Below are 21,262 nucleotides of genomic sequence, written 5' to 3'. Positions count from 1 at the left end.
CTGGGTATCGCCCTCGGCGGATTCTGGAGCATGGCGGCAGCGGTGGCGATGCGCTTGGTACCGGGGGCGTTGTTGCCCCGAGCGCTCTCGATTATTTTCAGCGGCATTGCCGTCGGGACGGTGGTTGCGGTCCCGCTGGGCAGTTACCTGGGCGGCTTATATGGCTGGCGCAGCGCGTTCTTTGCAGCGGCGGCGGTCGGTGTGGTGACCCTGGCTTTCCAGTCGTTCACGCTGCCGCGCCTTGCGCCGCGCACGCCGGCACGCCTGCGCACCGTACTCGAAGTGTTGCGACGCCCGGGCATCGCCATGGGTATGTTCGGTTGTGTGCTGGTGCACAGCGGCCATTTCGCGATGTTCACCTACGTTCGGCCATTTCTCGAGGGCACTACCGGCATCGGCCCGCAAGGGCTGTCACTGATGCTGCTGGGTTTCGGTGTGGCGAACTTCGGCGGCACGCTGTTGGCCGGGTGGCTGCTTGAGCGTCACCCACTGGCCACCTTGGTGTTGATGCCCGCGCTGGTGGGCGTTGCCGCACTGGCGTTGGTTCTGTTGCCGGCCTCGGTGCCGGGGCAAGTGGTACTGCTGGCGGTCTGGGGACTGGCCTTTGGTGGTGTGCCGGTGGCGTGGTCGAACTGGGTCGCCAGCGCAATACCTGACCAGGCGGAAAGCGCCGGGGGGATGGTGGTGGCCTCTGTGCAGTCGGCCATCGCAACAGGCGCCGCCGCTGGCGGTGCGGTGTTCAGCCTCGGTGGCAGCGCAGGCGTATTCGTAGCGGCGGCCGTGCTGATGCTGCTGGCCGCGTTGCTGATTGCGTGGCGTGTCCGGGTTCCTTCTGCTGGTGGCGGTGCCCAGGTCAGGCCGGCGCTGCACATTTGATCCGGCTTTGTATATTCAGTAACGATTAGCTTTCCTTCAATCGGTGAATTGAATCGAAGATGCCATTCGGCGATATCTGAACACATCACACCTGAAGGGATACGAGGACGGATGTCTTCTGCGGCTTTATTGCCTGAAATAGGTCGCCAGCCAGATCCGACAAAGGAACCCTATGAAGAGGGCCTGGTCGCGTATGTTCGAAGCCTCGCAGAGTTATTCCAAAATCCGAAGTCTGAACACAATCAAAAACGGGCGATGGCGGTTTTCAGCCTTATGGCCGGCACGCTTCAAATTGCCAGGGCAGTAGCTGATCCACTGCTAGCTTGCTCCCCTGGCTCTGGTTGCAACGACGCTCGCTCGGTGAGGAGATGTTCCATGCGCTGCTACGACCGTTGATCGATGCGCCATATCCCCTGGTGTACGAACAGTCGGGAGGCGAATGGCAGAGGCGCCTTGTTCGTATTACTGTCTTGGGCGAGCAAATGCTGCGCGGACATATCAACTGGCTCGATTACGCGCCAGCAGAGCGTTGGGTCGGCGGGGTGCGTATTCTTGCTGATCAATCACCTTGGGTGGTGAGCGATGACGGACGGGTGTGGCGTCGCTGAGCAAGCCGGGTGCGTTCGTGTCCAGGCAAACCTTCATGCTTTTGGCCGAAACCGCCGCCTGATCAAACATTCGATCCGCATCTGAATCGATACCATTCACCTCACGATCACACCCCCACACCCATTACGACCAAGGAGCCCCCCAATGCCTACCGTCCATGTCTTCATCGCCACTAGCCTGGATGGCTTCATCGCCCGGCCCGACGGTGACATCGACTGGCTTCTACAGCGCGACGACCCCTCCGAGGACCACGGCTATTCAGCTTTCATTGCCGACAAGGACGTCATCGTGATGGGCCGCGGGAGCTATGAGAAGGTGCGGACTTTCGACACCTGGTTCTACGACCGGCCCGTGGTGGTGCTGTCCGAACAGTTGGCCGAATCGCCGGTGCCCGAGGCGTTGAAGGGCAAGTTGCGTTTTTCCAACCTGGCCCCCAAGGAATTGCTGACGGAGCTGGAGGGCCAAGGCGTGCAGCGTGTCTATGTAGATGGTGGGCGGGTGGTGCAGTCGTTCCTGCGCGAAGGGTTGGTCACCGATATGGTGCTCACTACCATCCCCGTGTTGATTGGCTCAGGGCGGCCATTGTTTGGCGGGCTTGAGCGGGATCTGGATTTGAAACTCGTATCCAGCCGCAGCTTTCCTTCGGGATTGGTGCAATCCACCTACCGAACCACCGGTGGGACTTGACAGCCCTGGGATACTGGACGCGTCGCCGCATCCATCGCGGTACATCCCATCACGACGAAAAGGAAGGTGCTCCATGCGCGATGAAGAACTCAAGGCCTTATTCGACCAGCAGGCAGCCGGCTACGATAAGCAATGGGCGGGGATGGCACCCATTCGTGACGCCCTGTACACCTTGCTTGATGCTCTCTTCGCTGAGTTACCGGAAAATGCCCGGATTCTCTGTGTCGGCGTGGGCACCGGTGCGGAACTGGCCCACCTGGCCAAGCGCTGCCCCGGTTGGCATTTCACTGCCGTCGACCCCTCGGGCACCATGCTCGATATCTGCCGGCAGAAAGCGGTACAAGGAGGCTTCCTTTCGCGTTGCAGCTTTCACCAAGGTTACCTCGACTCGCTGCCTGCCGAGCCTGGCCATGACGGTGCTACCTGCTTTCTGGTGTCTCAGTTTTTGCTCGAGCCACAAGCACGCATCGCGTTCTTCCACGAGATCGCCCGTCGGCTTAAGCCGGGCGGAGTACTGGCATCCGTCGATCTCGCCGCTGACATCGATTCACCGGCGTATGAGGCGTTGTTACGCAACTGGATGACATTGATGTCCTCTGCAGGCGTCGAGCCGCAAATGCTGGAGAGAGCCCGTGCTGCCTACGCCCGAGACGTGGCTATACTGCCGCCACAGCAGGTCACCGCCCTCATCGAGACGGCCGGGTTCGAGGCTCCGGTGCAGTTCTTCCAGGCGGGGCTGATGCATGGGTGGTTTTGCCCGCGCAAGGCAGACATGGTCTTGAGTTAGCCGTGACCTTCCGGCACAGCGGCCCAGCCCCTGCTTTTTTTTGGCTGGTGCAGTCCACCTGACTTTCAACGCACGCGATCACGGCTTTGCGCAGCCAAATCCAGGGCCTTTTGCATGTCCAGTCGCGCCGAGCGGCCGACGTCTTTGTCGTTGAGTTGGTAACGACGTTCCGACGGCAGGATGGGCGCGGTGAGGTCTTCGGCGTCCATCTGTTCGAAATCGTGGTTATCGCCGATGGTCATGGCGCTGCGGCGTAGCAGCATGCGCAACTGCTCGGGTTGCAGTTGCGGGTTGATGGACAGCATCGCCGCCAACAGGCCCGCGACCATGGGCGTGGCGTAGGACGTGCCGCAATGCACGGCGCTGTCCTGGCCGGCGTTGGTCGTCGAGGCGTGGGTGCACGCGGCGGCGGTGATGTCGACGCGCATGTCGATGTTCGAGGAGCTACGTTTGACCGCATAGGCCGGGTCGTCGACGGAGACGCCGGTGTGATCGCTGCGCTGGTGTCCGCCGACCACCAGCAATTGTTCGGTAATGAAGGAGGAGGGCAGGCGGTATTCATCGCTGCCCGAGAACGAAGATCCATTGCCGGCGGAATTCACCACTATGACGTCGGGATGTTCCTTGCGCAGCCAAAGGAAAAACTCTTCCAGCAGTTCTTCGTAGCCACCCATGGCGAGGCCCGAGCGTAGCAACGAGTCGACGTCATCGCCTTTGATATCCTTGGCGCCGACGCGGTGGATGCCCCAGCTCCAATTGAGCACGCGTACGCCATCTTCCACGAGGTTGACCGAGGCGGCGATGTTGGCGGTGATCCCGGCATCGGAATTGCGCTCGACGATGACCTCGAAGCCACCGCTGGCCTTGTCCAGGCCACGGAGAAAGCCGGTGTTGCCGCTGTCGTCCCAGCGTGCGGCAAGGATGCCGGCGACAGTCGTGCCGTGGTTGTCCGGTTTGCTTGCATCACGGGCGTAGACGCAGGTGCGCGGTGGCGAGCAGGCACCGAGGTAGTCCGCGAAATCCGTCGTGTCGAAATCCACATCGCGCTCGATCAGGCCGATGCGCACCGGTTGTGGCTGGATGGGCGGCTGTCGTCCGGGGATGCGTCGTTGGTAATAGTTCACCGCATCGAGAAAGCGGTTGGCCGCCCATTCGTCGGAGTCCAGGGCCGGTTTCTTCGGTTCTTCAGGCTGAGCAGGGGCCTGTTCGGTTTCTTCGGCCGAGGACTCCTCGGTGACCACGGCATCCACGCTGGTCTCGCTGCCCAAACGCAGCACCAAGGCGTCACGCTGCACCAGATCCTTGGCCGGCAAGCGAAGTTGGTACAGGTTCAGGGGCGCGATGCTGCCGACCACTTTCGCGCCGTACTTGTGGGCCAGGCGCTCGGCTTCCTGACGGCCATCTCGGTCTTCCTCGATCAGCACGCTGACCAGGTCGACGTAGGTGGTCAGGCCGTCCATGTTCTTCGCCACTTCGTCCGGCCCGGCGGCCAGCACGTGACTGTTGCGCAGGGTCAGCCAGGCGGCATTGCTGGTGCGTGGACCGTCCTCCAGCCAAAGCGGGCCGCTTTGGTAATCGGCGGTGTCCAGGCGCACGCGCAGGTTTTCCCCTTCGCGCTGGACCGTGTCTGCGGGTATCGCCTTTGCCCCTAGCTTCAGTTGCGGCGCTCCATCGCCCATTCCGCGCGCTGTCAGGCACCAGTCCTGGTGCTGGCTTTGCAGCAGGTCGCCGCAGCGTTTCAGACTTTCCAGGCGCAGCGGTTCCGGCGCCGCGGTCGCCGTGCCGACAGCCAAGGTGAACAACGCAGCGAGGGCAGTGGATCGTAGGAGCATGGCCAGGTTTCTTTGCCGAGGGTCTTGTTGCTCCGACTGTTACGTGGCTCGCTTCGTTCAGCGGGATAACGCTACTCAGCGAAGACCCGTTCCGGTTCAGAAGCTCTCGAGGCGCACTTCAACACCTGCCTGGCGTGCGAGTTCGATCATGGCTTCGACCTGGTCGGCATCGGCGATGAACCCGACGTATTCATCGCCACCGGAGTCCAGGTGCAGGTAGCGTTTGTCGAATGCCGCCAGCCATTGGTCGAAACTCGCCAGCGTCTCCGACATCGACAGAGTGCCCTCATAGCGGTAGGGATAAACTTCTTTTACCCCGCTGGCGCTGACCAGATAGGGCACCAGATACTCGAAACCATCAAAGCCTCTCCAGTCGACACCTAGCAAAGCCAGGTGTTCGAGCTTCTGGCCCCGGTCTGCATCCAGCAATCCTTCCACCAGCGCAGTAGCCGGCTCTTGGCCCGAACCGTATAGGCGCATCACACGCCTGACCAGCCTGGCGCGTTCGCCTTCTGGCATGCGGGCCAGCATGGTTTGAACAAGTGTCTTGAGTTCGGCGCGATAGGGATGCAGCTCCCGCATGATCGCCGCGTCGCTGACAGTTGTTTCCTCCGGTGGCGGCAGGGTAAAGCGGCCGCCGAACAAGCGATCAAGAATGCCCATTTCCTTTCCTTGGTTTGTCCATTTCCTTCAGCCTACCGTTATACGCATTCCACGTGAACGCGATACCTGATATCCCGATCAAAAGGATCTTCCGGGTTTTCGTAAGCTTCCAGTGTTTCCAAGAATCCCGTCCGCTCAAGGCTCACCAGATCCTCAAGGGTCCAATCAAAGGGGAAGTCGCTTGAAAAGCTTTCACCCTGGTATTCAATCCAATGAAAAACCGGGAAGGGCAGATAACCGAGCCACTCTGATCGATAGGTGATCTCGTCGGATTCGTTACTCGTCACCACGGCGCGGATCTTGTTCTTGATGGCTGCTTGGCGTTCATCCATGGTGTTTCGATCCCGGTTGATGATTGATTGCGTATCCTGTGTAGAATCCGTTTTTCCAGATTTCAAAGGATTGAGCCTGTGATCACTTGCCATGTCCGGTACGTTATTGACCCTTACCAGATCCCTGCTTTCGAAAGCTACTCGCGCCAATGGATTGAAGTGGTGACTCGAATGGGGGGAAACCATCATGGCTACTTTCTCCCCGCCGAGGGCGCCAACAATATCGCCTATTGCCTGTTCAGCTTTTCCAGCTTGGCCGAATATGAAAAATATCGACGGGAAGCTGAATTGGATCCGGCGTGCGTCGAATTGGTTCGCCAGGCGACGGAACAGCGATTCATTCTGAGCTATGAGCGTAGTTTCCTGCGCCCTGTCCTTGAGTGAGCGGTTGACGCTTGAGTTTCGCATCACCCTAAACGGACATCACAACGACAAGGAGTGTCACACCATGAAAACCATTGATCGTGCTTTGCTAGGCTGCGGAATATTGATTCCCTTCTGGCTGTTTTTGGGTGTCGCACTGACCGCGCGGGCCTACCCAGGCTATAGCCATCTGGATCAAGCCATGAGCCAACTAGGCGCTGTTGGAGCCCCAACCCACAGCTTCTCTGCCTGGGTGAACAATTTTCCACTGGGTGCGATGTTCGTGCTTTTCGCAATAGGCGTGGCGAGACGGTTCAAGGCTTCGCGGATGGCCTTGCTTAGCGCAGCCCTGATTTTCGTCCATGGGTTGGCAAGCTTCACGGCCGGCTATTTTCCCTGCGATCAAGGCTGTGCGCCGATTGAACCGTCGGTCTCGCAACAGAGCCACAACCTTGCGGGGCTGGTGATGTTCATCTCGCTTACCCTGGCGGGTGCGCTGTGGATGCGCCTGGGCAAGTCGCTGCTGTCGTCGTCCAAGTTTGCCATGTTCTCGGCGAGCTGCGTCATCCTGGCCATCGTGACGGTTATGCTGATGGTGACGGCACTGGCCGACGGTCATCTGTTCGGCTTGTACCAGCGGTTCAATTACGGGGTTTCGGTGGTCTGGATTGGGTCCTTGGCCGTCGTTGCCCTAAAGGATAAGGCTGATATGAAGGCCGCGCGCGTCCGATAAAGCATAAGGGAAATGTATATTCGTATTTCCATATTTATCGAGAACCGCAACTGGCTGACCATGCAAAATTCTGCCGATGGAAATCGTTATTCCTTATGGGAATGCCGGGCATAAAATTAATGAATTTTTATTATTCCCAAGCGAGGCGTAGCTTGATTCCAGAACACGGAGAACTGCGCTTTGAAATCATCCTCGTTTAATTCAGCGGAAAAATTTGATACTTCACGGGCTAATGAGTACGCCCGGCAGAGCCGCATTGCGCTCGCTGGGTACGACGCCTGTCAGGACCTGGCGGCGTGCATGCTGGCGGCGACCCTTGGAAACGTGAGCTCGGCGAAAATACTGGTGGTGGGTGCCGGCGGTACGGCGCAGGAGATCATTGCAATGGCCAAGCTTGAACCGGGCTGGCATTTCACTGCCGTCGATCCGTCCGGGCCTATGCTGGAGGCCGCGAAGCAGCAGTTAGTCGCAAACAACTTGCTTGAAAGAACCGCCATGCATCTTGGGCATGTGGAAGACTTGGTAGCAAACGGGTCGTACGATGCTGCTACCTTGATCGGTGTACTCCATCATCTCGATGGGGATGAAGCTAAGCTGAAAATATTACGGTCCATCCAGGTACATCTGAAGCCGGGCGCGCCGCTGATTGTCGCCGCAAACCAATATGCGTATGCCAGCCAGCCGTTACTCCTCGCGGCCTGGGGGCAACGGTGGCGACAGCATGGCGCCAGCCCGGAAGAAGTGACGGTCAAGCTTGGGAAAATTCTTCAAGGTGCCGATCCTCCACATTCCGAGGCCGCAGTTCAAAAACTGTTGAGTGATGCAGGATTCGGCAGTGCTACCCGGTTCTTCAGCAGTCTTTTCTGGAGCGCCTGGTTAACGTGTAAAACGGCCTGAGGATGGAGCTTAAGCGACGTGGATCAGCTTTCCGGGAGCGTGATGGGCGCGTCACTGGTTTCAGCCGCCAGTTTCAGTCGGTCGGCTTTACTGATGTACTGATTCTTGCTTTTGGGTGCCAGCTTGGCACTGGCCTTTTTGGCGTTAGCCTTCAATAACTGGTTTATTTTCTTGCGGCGATTCATGTCGTTCTGCTCAGCGTGTCAATGTTTGGATGGTATCAGCTTTCGGTTTTCTCAGGATTTTTCCTGATGTTGGCAACGGGCTTCACCCGGCGCTCGATGATGATCGAGTCATTTGGAATCTCCAACCGGATCGCCGTTTCTTCGGTGCGCATTTCAATGAGCGTCGAGTTGCCCACGCCTCGGAAAATCACCGTCGCATTTTCAAAGCGTTTGTAGTTTTCCAGCGGGGAATCCTTAGGGGCTGGCAACAGGTTGGCGTAAGGCGGTTTCACCAGAATCGTGGCCCTTTCTATGCGTATTTGCGCGAAGCGCATGGCCGCTTGCAGCAAGTCCGAGGTCACGCCACCCATGAGCAGGGGCGTCAGGAGGATGACACAGACAATCATCGCCCTGGTTTTTTTCAAGGGTTTCATTTCTGCGTGGGGCTTGTGCTCATGATGTTCCGAACCGCCGACCTCAAGCGCTGCTTTTATTTTCTTGTTCTGCTCCAGATAGGCTGAGTAAACGATGTACTGAAAAACGGGCAGAAGGATAAGCGGGATGTGTTCCAAGGGGCTTCTGCGGGTAAGGAGATAAATGGTCACTGCGCCGCATATTCCAAAAAACACCGAGAGGAATGTAATTTTCGGTCGTTTGAATTCCAGTATGGTTTTTTTACGGGTGACTTTTCCATGTAGCCAGGCGAAGCCTCTAAGCGCGGGAATGAAGAACGGGGAAAGCAACACCCCGGCCGCGGTGACGGAGACTGAAAAATAAACACACACCAGCCCAAAGCAAAACGCCGCGACCAGAAATAACATACTGTCTCCAATGGAGACGCCCTGTGGGTAATGGCCGTTGCCCAAGAGATAACTGACAATGCACGTGCCGCCAATCAGTAATCCGATTTTGGCGCAGAGGGAGAGCAGTTTTGTTGCAACATCGATCTGCTTTTCGAGTCCAGTGGTTGCTTCCTGCATCATCCCGTCTCCTTGATAGAACGCATCGGCTGGTCGTTCCTGACTCATCGCCCTGATGGGTAGCATAGTGATGATTTGGCGCCTTGTGGCGTGACGGCAGTCGAGGCTTGTTGTGGGAATGGATCAGTGGACTGGCCCCTGTTCTTCGGCCGCGCTATCCCACGTAATACTTATCCCAGAGCTTGTTCCGGAATCGCTTCTGCGGATCGAACCGTGCTTTGAGTGCGAACAATCGTTGTGCGCCGGGATAGGCCCGGGAGAACTGTTCTCGTGTTGCATGCAACTGATAGGGCAGGTAGTAGGTGCCCCCAAACGCCAGGGCAATATCGATCAGTTCGCGTGTCCATACGCCGACCTTCTCGCGGTCAGCCACGCCAACGTGTTGCCAGTAATAAAGTACGAATGAAAAAACTTCCTCCCGTGCCCAGGACAGGCACGAGTCAGGGGCAGGTGGCGCATGCCGGATGGAGACGTTGATGGCATCGACGTCATGGGCCTTGAGTAGATCGGCCATTTGTATGACAAATGCGTTGAGGTGAGCCACCGGTACAAAATATTCCTGCAACGCGTAGGTGCTGTTGCGTGTAGCGATCGGTCCAAGTGAGGCGACGTCCCGACTAGCCTCGTAATTACGGCGTACCACCGGGTGGCTGAGGTAGCGCAATGGATCGACCACATCCTTGCGAATCAACGGGCCGCCGGGGAGTCTGGCCACGCCCCACAGGATGGTTTGATCGAATGTGTACGATTGCCCTGGTGCAACCAGTCGATCTTCGACGGTCAGCGCTTTTTCCGTGGTGCACCAGGTGATGGCGGTGGCTTGGTCAAAATAGGGCGGCGCCAGATCGGCGTTGTGCAGGATTGCCTGGTCGTTTCCGCGGATCTGGTCATTGAAGAACTTGGGGTAATCGGCAACCGGCATGTGGTGTACCTGGCGCTCCATCGTGACGTTGGATGCCAGGTCCAATTCGATTTCGGTGATGACGCCCATCGCGCCATAGCCACCGATGGCTGCGTGAAACAGGTCGGTATTTGTGCTGCGAGAGGTTTCCACGACTGAACCGTCGGCGAGCACCAGTTGCAGGGCGCGTACCGAGTTGCTCATCGGGCCGGCACCGACGTAACGCCCATGAGCGTTGACTGACAACGCCCCACCGACGGTGAAGTTGGCATAGCTCTGCATGATCTTTACCGAAAGATCGTCCGGGTCGATGACGGTCTGAAGGTGGCGCCAGCGCATCCCTGACTGTACGCGTATGACCTTGTGCTCAGGCGAATAGCGGATGACTTGATTGAACTGACGCATATCGAGGTGCAGGCTGTCTTCGGTGGCAATCTGCTGCTGGTGGCGGTGTGTGCGCTGAATCACTGGTCACTGGAAGACATGGTGTCTGCCTACTGCGTGTCAAAAGCCGAGTGCATCAAGCATTTGTTGGTGTTGGAGCGGATGGGCCTGGCCGACCTGAAGCCGGGAAATCGCATCAGGTTGCTGGTCGCGCGGGATTTCGATTGGCTACCGGACGGCCCTATCCGAGGGTTCTTCCTGCGCCAGGGTTTGCCGGATTTCATGGCGAGCCGATTCGACGCCCCCGATGAAACCCTGCACTTTGCCCATGGCATGCTGACCAAGCCCGCTTACGCCCAGTTGCAGGTCGAAATCCACAAGTTGCGCAGCAAACTGGCGGCGCTTCACAACGAATCGTTGAGCGCGCCGCTGTCAGAGAAACGTGGGACTGCGTTGTTGCTGGCGATGCGAGTTTGGGAGCCGCAGGTGTTCAGGAAGCTTAAGCGAGGGTAGATGGATAGGTCATTTCGGCGTGGGTATTCTGGTCAGGATGTGTTGCTTTGTGGCGAGGCGGAAGTTCTTTTTTCTTGGCGATCCATGGGCTGGTAAGAACTGCTGCTGCGTTGAAACCGGGCGCTCAAATACCTCTAAAGAAACGTTACGGCTTGGGGCAAGCCGTAACGTTTAGTAACTCACATGCTAGCCTTTATGAGAACCTCGATATCCACCAAGTTATATAGGTTTCAAGGTAATTGTTTGACCATGATATGTATTTCAATCCTTGGTGGTTGGTCAGGTGTTTTACAGTCAGTGCCTCGGATTTACTTGCTGGATGCCTTTCGAATACGGCGTCTGATGCTTTCGGAAAGTAGGAGATGGCAAATAATCGTCCATTTATAAAGCTGAATTGCGCAGGGCCGGTGCTGTTATCTATTTTGTAGTTGGGTACTTCAAATATTTTTAAAGAGAATTTTTTTCGCAGAAGACCACTGTTTTCTTCTGAGTTTTCTAGAATTACAGGCTTGTAGCCTTCCGTTTCAAGGAGGCTCAAAGTCTGATCAACAAAGCTGCAGCTATTGAAGTTGTTTATTAGCAGGGGTGGAGAGTCCGCGCAAGCCCGTTCAATGTTCACGGGTTCTTGGTATCTGAGTCCAATGGTAGCAAAAACCACAGTCACCAGAGCAATCAGTGCTGCTGATGTTTTCGAGAGTTTAAGAAAGGTATTAATAGTATGCACCTTCAGAGCTTGCCTCTGTCCTTAAGATTCCATTGTTAAGAAATGTCATGCAGTTTTGGGGGCAGTTTTCAGGAGAGTTGTTGCCCTTGGCTGCGCATATGCCCGCTTGGTTGTTAAAGTCATCCATGGCTCTTTCGCTGGGATTTTGCCCGAAATTTGATATTTCATTTGCCCAGCCTGCTAGCTGACTTACCGTTTCTCCCCAGTTCGATGAGGCAATCATGCAGGATGCAACACAATGTCTATATGCATCTTGAGGCCCATTGTGCATGCCAGGCAATTTACTATTTTGCGCTTCGGTTTCAGCTTTTGCGGACCACTCAAAAATAGATTCCAAACCTAACGGGTCAACGTATTTCAGCGGGTTGCCATTTACATAACTGTAGGTGTTAAGCCCACCCGCCAAACCAATCGGATCGCTCTGCATGTAGCGTCCAGTTTTCGGGTTGTAATCACGAAAATAGTTATAGTGGAGTCCAGTCTCGACGTCGTAGTACTGACCGGGAAAGCGCAGGTTGATTTCCAGTTGTCCGCTGGCTTCCTTTGTACCAAATGCATCGGAAACCCACTCCCATATCTTTGTTCGCGCCGCGTTCGTTGCGATTCGCGGTGTGTTGAGGTGGTCGCTATGGAGGTAGAACGCGGCGCTGTTTGCTGGCGCGCCCGTTGCACCGTAGCTCACACTGATCCCGCCCAAGGGCACCCCTTCGAGCCAGATATAAAACTGACTGCTCAGCTTCTTGCCTTGGTTATCGAATACGTGCGCGCCAAGAAGTTCACCACTCAACCCGTAGATAAATGTTGTAGTGCCTTGGGAGGTGATTTTTTTGGTTCGTTGGCCGAAAGCGTTGTAGCGGAACCGAGCCTTGACAGCACCCTTGATTTTCACTTTGCTCAGGCGATTCTGCTCGTCGTAGGAAAACTGACGATTGGCGCGGTCTGCGGTCAGGTTGCCTGCCGCGTCGAAGTCTACCGAGTGGGTGCCTGCCTGCGTCAACCGATTGTTGCTCGCCCCATATTGATAAGACGTGCCAGCGGTGACACGCAACTCGCCGTCAATCAACGTGCTGAGCGCTTTTCGGGTGCGGTTACCCGCGGGATCATAAACGTAAGTCATCCGGTTGAAAGCAGTAGATTCTCCTATCAGGCGATCCAGCGGGTCATAGCTGTAGCCATGGTTGTCGACTGAGTCGCGTTGCATTTGAGTCATGTTTCCCTGGCCGTCGTAGGTATAGGCGTTGCTCTGGCCTGCAACGGTTTGAGCGGTCAGCCGGTGGTCCAGATCGTAGGTACGTTGAAGCGTAGTCCCGTTGGCCCAGGTCAGGTTTTTAAGCGGACCGAAAGGTTGATACGTGATGTTGCTGGCGAACGCGGCCGGCTGCCCCGTGCCCTGCCGAATTTGTACTTGGCTGATTTGTCCTGTGGTGTTGCGCGAGTAGACGATGCTGAAACCTGTTGGATAATCGATCCTGCTCAACCGATTGGCGACATCGTATCCATAGCCGATTTGTTCTGGCTGAGTCGCTGTGTTTGCGGGCGCTGTTTGCCGCTGGGCTGTAACGTTGCCTTGGGCGTCGTAGGTGTAATTCAGTACCCCGTTGACGTCCTCCACGGCTGTCAGTCGGCCGATGCCTTTGTTACCGGCGGCAATCGAATCGTAGTGGAACTGAACGTCCAGTGCCGGGTTCGTCGGATAGCGGCGGGCGGTCAGGCGATTGAGCGCATCGTAGGTAAAAGTCGTGACCACACCACGCGCGTCCACCTGTTGCGTCACGTTGCCTGCGGCATCGTGCTGGTAGTGAGTGGCGCCGCTGTCAGGGCTGTTCACCCGCGTCAGGTTTCCCAGGCCGTCGTATTGATATTGAGTGGTTACACCACGTGGGTCGCGGACTTGCGTGAGGTTATCTTGAACGTCGTACTCAAGTTGAGTGATGCCATTAAGCGGGTCAGTATTCGTCACCCATCGGTTCAGTGAGTCAAAGGCCCGTTGATGGCTGTGATTGCGAGGATTGGTCAGCGCGATCGGATTATCGTTGAGGTCGTACTGTGTCCGGCTTGTGTGGCCGGCAGCACCCACTGAACGCAGCAAGCGCCCCAGTTCGTCATACACCCATTGATGTTGTCTGGTCAGATGACCGGCCTTGTCCTTGATCCGTACCGCAGTCCGGTTCCCCATCGGGTCGAGATCAAATTCGATCTGTTCCCCTGCGTTATTGGTCACTCGAATGAGCCGCCTTGCGTCGTCCCAGGTGTAAGTCGACCAGCTATTGTCTGCGCGAATGATCTTGGTGATGTCGCCCACGGCATTGTGTTCAAGGCGAACAGTGCCGGTAGCGGTACTCAGCGACCTCACCCAGCCTTGTGGTGCATAGGTCAGGTTTGTAATAACACCATTGGAATCGACAACTGTCTTAGGGTTGCCGGCGGCGTCAAAGTTGGAAAATGTGGTGGTATGCCCGAGCGCGTTGATAATGCGTGCCAGATGTCCTTTGGCATCGTATTCATAGCGGGTAATGTCACTTACATCTGTTCGGGGCCCATCTGACGACCCCAGCTGCCCCTGGGTATTATAGGTGAACGACCAACCACGTTCGGCAGCTTGGCAAAGAGGAAGGGTGGTAATGGTTCCGCCCAAAGCGAGAGCGAACAGAGCAACCTTGCCTGTCAATGTATTCATATTCAGATCCTTCTGAATTAACGTGAAATGATTGTTTTACTGAGCTGGCGCCCTTGAGTGTCATAGGTGTATTGAATGGAGCGATCCGCTTCGTTGATGCGCACTGGGGAATACAGCGTCGGGTGCCATTCGGTGGTGATCGTTCTTGCTTGAGAAGTGCCGCTCGCTTCCGTGCGAGAGATCTCCAGGCCTCGGTCGTTATAGAGATAGGTGGTTATATTGCCATTGTTGTCTGTTTTTGTTGTCAGCCGACCGCGGGTGTCGTAGGTGAAAGTTGAGTTGCTATCGGGACAGTTGGCCGATGGAAGACCTGCAATAGATTTTATGCGTTTGACACCTTGAATCAATTCGAATTGATATCGTGTTTCTTTACCCAGTGCGTTGATTACCGTCGATGACCCGTCAGGGTTGTAGCCGACAGAGATTTTTTCTATACCCGTCGCGTGTTCACTCGTAATGGCGCGCCCTTGAGCATCATAAGTCCATGTGGCATAACGTACCCCGCGCTCATCAATAATGCCGGTCAGCAGTCTGCTATCTTTCGGGTCCTCGTAGAGGTATTGTTTATTCTCCGTATGGGTCGGATAGGTTTTGGTCATGGAGGTTAGCTGTTTGTAATTGTTGTAGGTATAGCTAATGCTTACGTCGCCCGCAGTAACGATAAGAGGTTGTTTTAACGTGTCCTCGGTAAATTTTAAGGTTTTGCCGAAGCCATCAGTGACGGTCGCAATGTTGTCTAAATAGGCAATGCTCAGCTCGCTACCTGATTTAATAAGCGCAATTAACCTTCCGTTACTATCAAATTCAAGTGAGCGATTATTGGGGGCGTGATAGCTCCAACGGTCCGACTGATAGACGAGCGTTCCTGTTTCGGGTGGCCTAGCCTCATAAGACGTTCCCTTTTTTTCAAAAAAGGATCGACTTCCATCAAGATTAATAAGCGTGATCAAGTTTTCTTCGAGGCTGAGCCTAGACGAATAACTATGCCGCCATACTCCATCAACGCTTCTGTAGAATCTTGAAAAATCGAGTGGATTTGCGCTTGGGTGTGAATGCACAGTTGAGTAATCGTTTTCTGTTTGTATTTTGTAGCCTGTCGCGAAATTTATTGGGTTTCCCGCCAGGCTCAAGGGGCAGCCACTGTCGACGCCTTGAGCCTCGCATTGGCCTGAGGTCTTATTGAATTGTTGGTTTTCGCTACATGTGTTGCCGCTGCGGAGAATGGCTACTGCGCCATAAGAGTCGTTTAACGGATCCTTGCCATATATCATGTGGCAATGCCAGATGTGATCGTCCTCCGTGGCTACCGCAGGTGTGTAATTCCAGATTTCTTCATACTCTTCATGTAACCATCTACAAGCCAATTCGGGTGAGGGCTGTCGCTCTTGGAGGTGTTCCGGGATTTGCTGAATCGTCCAATAGTATTCTTCTGCCAAGGTATGGAAGTTTGCTGTAAGTGATAAGAGCAGTAATGAGTACGTTAAAAGCTGCTTGCGTAGCATTCCAGGATTCCTTCTGGTGTCAGGTTGTTGTCCTCCTGAATCATGGCGAGATTGATCGCTGTAAAACGATACATATATATAGTGTTGTAACCTTATGTTGTGATCCAGCAAAGCACTCGCCACGCTGGCAGTCAGGAAAACGGCCAATAGCCACCGATCGCTGCGCGTCGCCTACAATCACTTGTGTATTTCACCTCCCGCGGACACAGAACAACTTTTTACGCCTAGTCGCTTTCAGAACACGTTTCGTCGTCCATGTGCAATCGCCAACCCCCGGGAGTGGCAAGCTGTGAGGATGCCCCGGACCAAGTGCGCCAAGACACTGGCCGGAGAGCGAGAATGGCGATCGGATGTGCCACGCTACCGTGACGTGGGCCGGACGCCGCAGCCAAGACTCCGGACGGCTGCCGCTATGCGGCGGTGGCGTTCGAGATGCCGAGGTACTTTATGCCCGATGAGACGCTTCACCTGCCTTTGATCCATAGCGTGCTAGCGCGCGAAAAGGACACCCCCGGTGCCTTGCTGCCTATTCTCCATGCCATCCAGGCAGGCTGCGGGTATGTCCCCGACAGCGCGGTCCCGGAGATCGCCCACGCCCTGAACCTCAGCCTGGCTGAAGTGCGCGGGGTCATCAGTTTCTACCACGATTTTCGCACTACGCCGCCGGCGCGCCATACCCTGCGCCTGTGCCGGGCCGAATCCTGCAAGAGCATGGGCGCCGAAGCCCTGGCTGCGCAGTTGCGCGAGCAATTGGCGCTGGACGACCATGGCACCAGCGCCGATGGGAGCATCAGCCTGCGGCCGGTCTATTGCCTGGGCGCCTGCGTCTGCTCGCCGGCCCTGGAACTGGACGGGGAGTTGCATGCCCGGATCACGCCCGAGCGTCTGCGTCAGTTGGTGAATGACTGCATGGAGGAGGGCGCATGCTGACGCTCTGTATCCCCCGCGATTCGGTGGCCCGTGCCGTGGGCGCGGACAAGGTGGCTGATGCATTGGTCCGTGAGGCTGAACGTCGCCAACTGCCGCTGACGGTGTTGCGCACCAGTTCCCGTGGCCTCTATTGGCTGGAGCCGCTGGTGGAGCTGGATAACGCCGGCGTCCGGCTGGGCTTCGGCCCTGTCACGCCGGCCGATGTGCCGGGCCTGCTGGATGCGCTGGCAGGCGATCCCGGCAGCCATCCGCTGGCCCTGGGGCCGGTGGAGGAAATTCCTTATCTCAAGAGCCAACAGCGCCTGTTGTTCGCTCGCGCCGGCATTACGCAACCACTGTCCCTGGACGACTACCGTGCCCGGGGTGGCTTCTTGGGCCTGGCCCGGTCCATCCAGATGGATGGCGCGGATGTCGTCGCCAGCGTGCTGGATTCTGGCCTGCGCGGCCGGGGTGGCGCGGCGTTCCCGGCGGGCATCAAGTGGCGCACTGTGCGCGATGCTCAGGGGCCGCAGAAGTACGTGGTCTGCAACGCCGACGAAGGCGACTCCGGCACGTTTGCCGACCGCATGCTGATGGAAGGCGACCCTTTCCTGCTGATCGAAGGCATGATCATCGCTGGCATCGCCGTAGGCGCGACGATGGGCTATATCTATGTACGCTCGGAGTACCCGGACGCGGTCAGTACGCTGAACGACGCGCTGCACATCGCCCGTGAGGCCGGTTACCTGGGGGCGAACGTCGGCGGCAGTGGTCACACCTTCGAGCTGGACGTGCGGGTCGGCGCCGGTGCCTATATCTGTGGCGAAGAGACGGCGCTGCTGGAATCCCTCGAGGGCAAGCGCGGCACAGTGCGCGCCAAGCCGCCGCTGCCGGCGCTGCAAGGCCTGTTCGGGTTGCCGACGCTGGTGCATAACGTGCTGACCCTGACTTCGGTGCCGATCATCCTGGAGAAGGGCGCGCAGTTCTATCGCGACTTTGGCATGGGCCGCTCCCTGGGCACGATGCCGTTCCAACTGGCCGGCAACGTCCGTCACGGCGGCCTGGTGGAACGCGCCTTCGGCCTGAGCCTGCGAGAGTTGGTGGAAGGTTACGGCGGTGGAACCGCCAGCGGTCGGCCGCTGAAGGCCGCGCAAGTGGGCGGGCCGTTGGGCGCCTGGGTGCCACCTTCGCAATTCGATACGCCGCTGGACTACGAAGCGTTCGCCGCCATGGGCGCGATGCTCGGCCACGGCGGCGTGGTGGTTGCCGACGACAGCCTGGACATGGCCCGGATGGCCCGGTTCGCCTTGCAGTTCTGCGCCGAGGAATCCTGCGGCAAGTGCACGCCGTGCCGGATCGGCTCCACCCGTGGGGTGGAAGTGGTGGATCGCCTGATCGCCAGCACCGAAGCCGGTGCCCGCCAGGAACAGGCCCTGCTGTTGCAGGACCTGTGCGACACCCTGCAATACGGTTCGCTCTGTGCCCTCGGTGGGATGACGTCCTACCCTGTCGCCAGCGCCCTCAAGCATTTCCCCGCCGACTTCGGTCTGGCGACCACGGAGGCCGACCAATGATCACCATCTTCGATCCCAGCACCGATATCGACCTGGGCACCCCGGCGCGTGAAAGCGACGTGCAGGTCAGCCTGACCATCGACGGGCGCGAAATCAGCGTCGCCTCCGGCACCTCGGTCATGCGTGCCGCAGCCTTGCTCGGCACCACCATTCCCAAGCTCTGCGCCACCGACAGCCTGGAAGCCTTCGGCTCCTGCCGCATGTGCCTGGTGGAAATCGACGGCATGCGCGGTTATCCCGCGTCCTGCACCACGCCGGTGACCGAGGGCATGGTGGTGCGCACGCAAACCTCCAAGCTCGCCACACTGCGCCGCAACGTGATGGAGCTGTACATTTCCGACCACCCGCTGGACTGCCTGACCTGCTCGGCCAATGGCAACTGCGAATTGCAGACCGTGGCGGGGCAGGTGGGCCTGCGTGAAGTGCGCTATGGCTACGAAGGTGCCAACCACCTGGACGAGACCAAGGACGTTTCCAACCCGTATTTCGATTACGACCCGAGCAAGTGCATCGTCTGCAGCCGCTGCGTGCGTGCCTGTGAGGAAATCCAGGGCACCTTCGCCCTGACGATCACCGGGCGCGGCTTCGATTCCCGGGTGGAAGCGGCCGGCGGTGACAACTTCCTCGATTCCGAATGCGTATCCTGCGGCGCCTGCGTGCAGGCGTGCCCGACGGCGACCCTGATCGACAAGAGCGTCGTCGAGATCGGCCAGCCGGAGCGTAGCGTCATCACCACGTGCGCCTACTGTGGCGTGGGTTGCTCGTTCCGTGCCGAGATGAAAGGCGAACAACTGGTGCGTATGGTCCCGGACAAGAACGGCCAGGCCAACCACGGCCACTCCTGCGTCAAGGGCCGCTTCGCCTGGGGCTACGCCACGCACCCGGACCGCATCACCAAACCGATGATCCGCAAGCACATCAATGATCCGTGGCAGGAAGTCAGCTGGGACGAGGCGGTCACCTACGCCGCCAGCGAACTGCGCCGGATCCAGCTCAAGTACGGGCGCGACTCCATCGGCGGCATCACCTCCAGCCGCTGCACCAACGAAGAAACCTACCTGGTGCAGAAACTGGTGCGCACCGCGTTCGGCAACAACAACGTCGACACCTGTGCCCGTGTCTGCCATTCGCCGACCGGTTACGGCCTCAAGCAGACCCTGGGCGAGTCCGCCGGGACCCAGAATTTCGACTCGGTGATGAAGGCCGACGTGATCATGGTGATGGGCGCCAACCCCACCGACGCGCACCCGGTGTTCGGCTCCCAGCTCAAGCGGCGCCTGCGCCAGGGCGCGCGACTGATTGTCATCGACCCACGGCGCATCGACCTGGTGGATTCGCCTCACGCCCGCGCCGAGCTGCACTTGCAACTACGCCCCGGCACCAACGTGGCGATGCTCAACGCGCTGGCCCATGTCATTGCCACCGAAGGCCTGATTGACCAGCCGTTTGTCGAGGCCCGCTGCGAGGCGACGGACTTCGCCCGCTGGCGCGATTTCGTCAGCCTGCCGGAAAACTCGCCCGAGGTCCTGGGCCCGGTTTGCGGTGTGCCTGCCGAGCAGATCCGCGCCGCCGCACGGCTCTACGCAACCGGCGGCAACGCAGCCATCTACTACGGCCTCGGCGTCACCGAGCACAGCCAAGGCAGCACCTCGGTCATGGGCATCGCCAACCTGGCCATGGCCACCGGCAACATCGGTCGCGAAGGTGTCGGGGTGAACCCGTTGCGTGGGCAGAACAACGTCCAAGGCTCCTGCGACATGGGCTCGTTTCCCCACGAGCTGCCCGGCTACCGGCACGTTTCCAACGACGCGGTCCGCGCCGAGTTCGAGCAGGCCTGGAACGTCACCCTGCAACCCGACCCGGGCCTGCGTATCCCGAACATGTTCGAAGCGGCGCTGGACGGCACCTTCAAGGCGCTTTATTGCCAAGGTGAAGACATCGCCCAGAGCGACCCCAACACCCAGCATGTGACGGCTGCGCTGTCCGCGTTGGAATGCGTGATCGTCCAGGACATCTTCCTCAACGAGACCGCCAAGTTCGCCCACGTGTTCCTGCCGGGCAGCTCGTTCCTTGAGAAGGACGGCACCTTTACCAACGCCGAACGCCGCATCTCCCGTGTTCGCAAGGTGATGGACCCATTGGCTGGCAAGGCCGACTGGGAAGCCACCATCGCCCTGGCCGATGCCCTGGGCTACAAGATGCACTACAACCATCCTTCCGAAATCATGGATGAGATCGCGCGCCTGACACCCACATTCACCCGCGTCAGCTACGCTGAACTGGAGCGCCACGGCAGCCTGCAATGGCCTTGCAACGATGCCGCGCCGGACGGCACGCCGACCATGCACATCGAGCAGTTCGTGCGCGGCAAGGGCCGCTTCATGCTCACCGGCTACGTGCCCACCGAGGAGAAGGTCAACAACCGCTATCCGCTGCTGCTGACCACTGGCCGCATCCTCAGCCAGTACAACGTTGGCGCCCAAACCCGGCGCACCGAAAACGTGGCCTGGCACGAGGAGGACCGCCTGGAAATCCATCCGACCGATGCCGAGAACCGCGGGATCGTCGACGAAGACTGGGTCGGTATCGGCAGCCGTGCCGGGCAGACTGTACTGCGCGCGCGGGTGACCGAGCGGGTGGCACCGGGTGTGGTCTACACCACGTTCCACTTCCCGGAATCGGGCGCCAACGTGATTACCACCGACAACTCCGACTGGGCCACCAACTGCCCGGAATACAAGGTGACAGCGGTGGAGATCGTGCGGGTCAGCCAGCCTTCGGAATGGCAGAAGCGTTACCAGGCCTTCAGTGATGAACAAGGCCGCCTGCTGCGCGAGCGTCGTCAAGCCGAGAAAGCCGAGGTACGCCGATGAGTTCTGACAGCTTGATCAAGATGGCCAACCAGATCGCGCAGTACTTCTCCAGCGAACCGGACCATGCGCTGGCGGTGAATGGCGTGCGCCAGCATATGAAAAACTTCTGGACGCCGGGCATGCGCCGGGAGCTGGGGGGATGGCAGGAGAAACATCCGGAGGCTGTCCTGCACCCCCTGGTACTGGCTGCGTTGGTGGAGCCGGAGGGGACGAGCTAGCGCAATTTACTGGCGCCAAGTTATCTGCGTTGCGCTTATCAGGTGGCTGTCCTACTCTCCGAGA

General features: G+C 58.1%; 20 protein-coding genes. 11 read left to right on the top strand and 9 right to left on the bottom strand.

The window, feature by feature from the left end; all coding sequences use genetic code 11:
• From AC3A5O_RS24290 to AC3A5O_RS24280, 3 genes are all read left to right on the top strand, one after another.
• The coding region (locus AC3A5O_RS24290; protein WP_487753841.1) for an MFS transporter at positions 1–876 on the top strand (876 nt) is incomplete at its 5' end.
• A gap of 753 nt (positions 877–1,629) precedes the next feature.
• The gene (locus AC3A5O_RS24285) at positions 1,630–2,172 is read left to right on the top strand and encodes a dihydrofolate reductase family protein (RefSeq protein WP_122565714.1); all 543 of its coding nucleotides are present in this window, start codon (positions 1,630–1,632) and stop codon (positions 2,170–2,172) included.
• 73 nt (positions 2,173–2,245) lie between these two features.
• A complete protein-coding gene (locus AC3A5O_RS24280) occupies positions 2,246–2,959 on the top strand; it encodes a class I SAM-dependent methyltransferase (protein ID WP_487753840.1) in 714 nt (237 codons plus the stop codon).
• Between the two features lie 65 nt (positions 2,960–3,024).
• Here AC3A5O_RS24280 and AC3A5O_RS24275 read toward each other — a convergent pair whose 3' ends face one another.
• The 3 genes from AC3A5O_RS24275 to AC3A5O_RS24265 form a co-directional block, all read right to left on the bottom strand.
• Positions 3,025–4,791, bottom strand: coding sequence for a S8/S53 family peptidase (locus AC3A5O_RS24275; RefSeq protein ID WP_487753839.1), 1,767 nt, complete (start codon positions 4,789–4,791; stop codon positions 3,025–3,027).
• A gap of 96 nt (positions 4,792–4,887) precedes the next feature.
• Positions 4,888–5,454: a DUF6630 family protein gene (locus tag AC3A5O_RS24270; RefSeq protein ID WP_487753838.1), complete on the bottom strand. Its 567-nt coding sequence runs from the start codon at positions 5,452–5,454 to the stop codon at positions 4,888–4,890.
• Positions 5,455–5,492: 38 nt separating this feature from the next.
• Positions 5,493–5,786 (bottom strand): hypothetical protein, encoded by a 294-nt coding sequence (locus tag AC3A5O_RS24265; protein WP_122565710.1) that lies wholly within the window; start codon positions 5,784–5,786, stop codon positions 5,493–5,495.
• 78 nt (positions 5,787–5,864) lie between these two features.
• Here AC3A5O_RS24265 and AC3A5O_RS24260 point away from each other — a divergent pair, with 78 nt between their 5' ends.
• The 3 genes from AC3A5O_RS24260 to AC3A5O_RS24250 all read left to right on the top strand — a co-directional run bounded on the left by AC3A5O_RS24260 (position 5,865) and on the right by AC3A5O_RS24250 (position 7,779).
• Entirely contained in the window at positions 5,865–6,170 is a 306-nt protein-coding gene (locus AC3A5O_RS24260) for an NIPSNAP family protein (RefSeq protein ID WP_122565709.1), read from the top strand.
• A 64-nt stretch (positions 6,171–6,234) separates the two neighbouring features.
• On the top strand, positions 6,235–6,882 hold the full coding sequence (locus AC3A5O_RS24255) for a DUF998 domain-containing protein (RefSeq protein WP_305481734.1): 648 nt from the start codon (positions 6,235–6,237) through the stop codon (positions 6,880–6,882).
• Between the two features lie 180 nt (positions 6,883–7,062).
• Positions 7,063–7,779 carry a class I SAM-dependent methyltransferase gene (locus AC3A5O_RS24250; RefSeq protein ID WP_305481733.1) on the top strand — a complete coding sequence of 239 codons (717 nt, stop codon included), beginning with the start codon at positions 7,063–7,065 and terminating at the stop codon, positions 7,777–7,779.
• Positions 7,780–7,802: 23 nt separating this feature from the next.
• On the opposite strand, the gene AC3A5O_RS24245 is transcribed toward AC3A5O_RS24250, so the two are convergent.
• From AC3A5O_RS24245 to AC3A5O_RS24235, 3 genes are all read right to left on the bottom strand, one after another.
• Entirely contained in the window at positions 7,803–7,964 is a 162-nt protein-coding gene (locus AC3A5O_RS24245; RefSeq protein WP_122565706.1) for a DUF2986 domain-containing protein, read from the bottom strand.
• A gap of 35 nt (positions 7,965–7,999) precedes the next feature.
• On the bottom strand, positions 8,000–8,926 hold the full coding sequence (locus AC3A5O_RS24240; protein WP_122565705.1) for a hypothetical protein: 927 nt from the start codon (positions 8,924–8,926) through the stop codon (positions 8,000–8,002).
• A 151-nt stretch (positions 8,927–9,077) separates the two neighbouring features.
• Positions 9,078–10,229: an FAD-binding oxidoreductase gene (locus tag AC3A5O_RS24235; RefSeq protein ID WP_487753837.1), complete on the bottom strand. Its 1,152-nt coding sequence runs from the start codon at positions 10,227–10,229 to the stop codon at positions 9,078–9,080.
• Between AC3A5O_RS24235 and AC3A5O_RS24230 the strand changes: the two genes are divergently transcribed.
• Positions 10,212–10,721 carry a hypothetical protein gene (locus AC3A5O_RS24230; RefSeq protein ID WP_487753836.1) on the top strand — a complete coding sequence of 170 codons (510 nt, stop codon included), beginning with the start codon at positions 10,212–10,214 and terminating at the stop codon, positions 10,719–10,721. The genes AC3A5O_RS24235 and AC3A5O_RS24230 overlap by 18 nt on opposite strands.
• 193 nt (positions 10,722–10,914) lie before the next feature.
• On the opposite strand, the gene AC3A5O_RS24225 is transcribed toward AC3A5O_RS24230, so the two are convergent.
• From AC3A5O_RS24225 to AC3A5O_RS24215, 3 genes are read right to left on the bottom strand one after another with little or no spacing between them, the layout of a single operon-like run.
• The gene (locus AC3A5O_RS24225; protein ID WP_487753835.1) at positions 10,915–11,445 is read right to left on the bottom strand and encodes a hypothetical protein; all 531 of its coding nucleotides are present in this window, start codon (positions 11,443–11,445) and stop codon (positions 10,915–10,917) included.
• Positions 11,432–14,122, bottom strand: coding sequence for an RHS repeat-associated core domain-containing protein (locus tag AC3A5O_RS24220; protein ID WP_305481728.1), 2,691 nt, complete (start codon positions 14,120–14,122; stop codon positions 11,432–11,434). Before AC3A5O_RS24220 ends, AC3A5O_RS24225 begins: the two co-directional genes overlap by 14 nt.
• Positions 14,123–14,139: 17 nt before the next feature.
• Positions 14,140–15,624: a DUF6531 domain-containing protein gene (locus AC3A5O_RS24215; RefSeq protein WP_305481727.1), complete on the bottom strand. Its 1,485-nt coding sequence runs from the start codon at positions 15,622–15,624 to the stop codon at positions 14,140–14,142.
• A gap of 447 nt (positions 15,625–16,071) precedes the next feature.
• Here AC3A5O_RS24215 and AC3A5O_RS24210 point away from each other — a divergent pair, with 447 nt between their 5' ends.
• Genes AC3A5O_RS24210 through AC3A5O_RS24195 form a run of 4 tightly spaced genes read left to right on the top strand, consistent with a single transcriptional unit; the run spans position 16,072 to position 21,198 of the window.
• The gene (locus AC3A5O_RS24210) at positions 16,072–16,554 is read left to right on the top strand and encodes a formate dehydrogenase subunit gamma (RefSeq protein WP_060741915.1); all 483 of its coding nucleotides are present in this window, start codon (positions 16,072–16,074) and stop codon (positions 16,552–16,554) included.
• A complete protein-coding gene (locus tag AC3A5O_RS24205; RefSeq protein ID WP_305481726.1) occupies positions 16,548–18,107 on the top strand; it encodes a formate dehydrogenase beta subunit in 1,560 nt (519 codons plus the stop codon). The genes AC3A5O_RS24210 and AC3A5O_RS24205 overlap by 7 nt, the downstream gene beginning before the upstream one ends.
• Positions 18,104–20,980, top strand: coding sequence for a formate dehydrogenase subunit alpha (gene fdhF / locus AC3A5O_RS24200; protein WP_487753834.1), 2,877 nt, complete (start codon positions 18,104–18,106; stop codon positions 20,978–20,980). Before AC3A5O_RS24205 ends, fdhF begins: the two co-directional genes overlap by 4 nt.
• Positions 20,977–21,198, top strand: a complete 222-nt coding sequence (locus AC3A5O_RS24195; RefSeq protein WP_122565699.1) for a formate dehydrogenase subunit delta — start codon at positions 20,977–20,979, stop codon at positions 21,196–21,198. Before fdhF ends, AC3A5O_RS24195 begins: the two co-directional genes overlap by 4 nt.
• Positions 21,199–21,262 lie beyond the last annotated feature (64 nt).

Source organism: Pseudomonas sp. Soil_N_39 (assembly GCF_057655955.1).
This window is presented reverse-complemented; position numbering and strand designations above follow the sequence as displayed.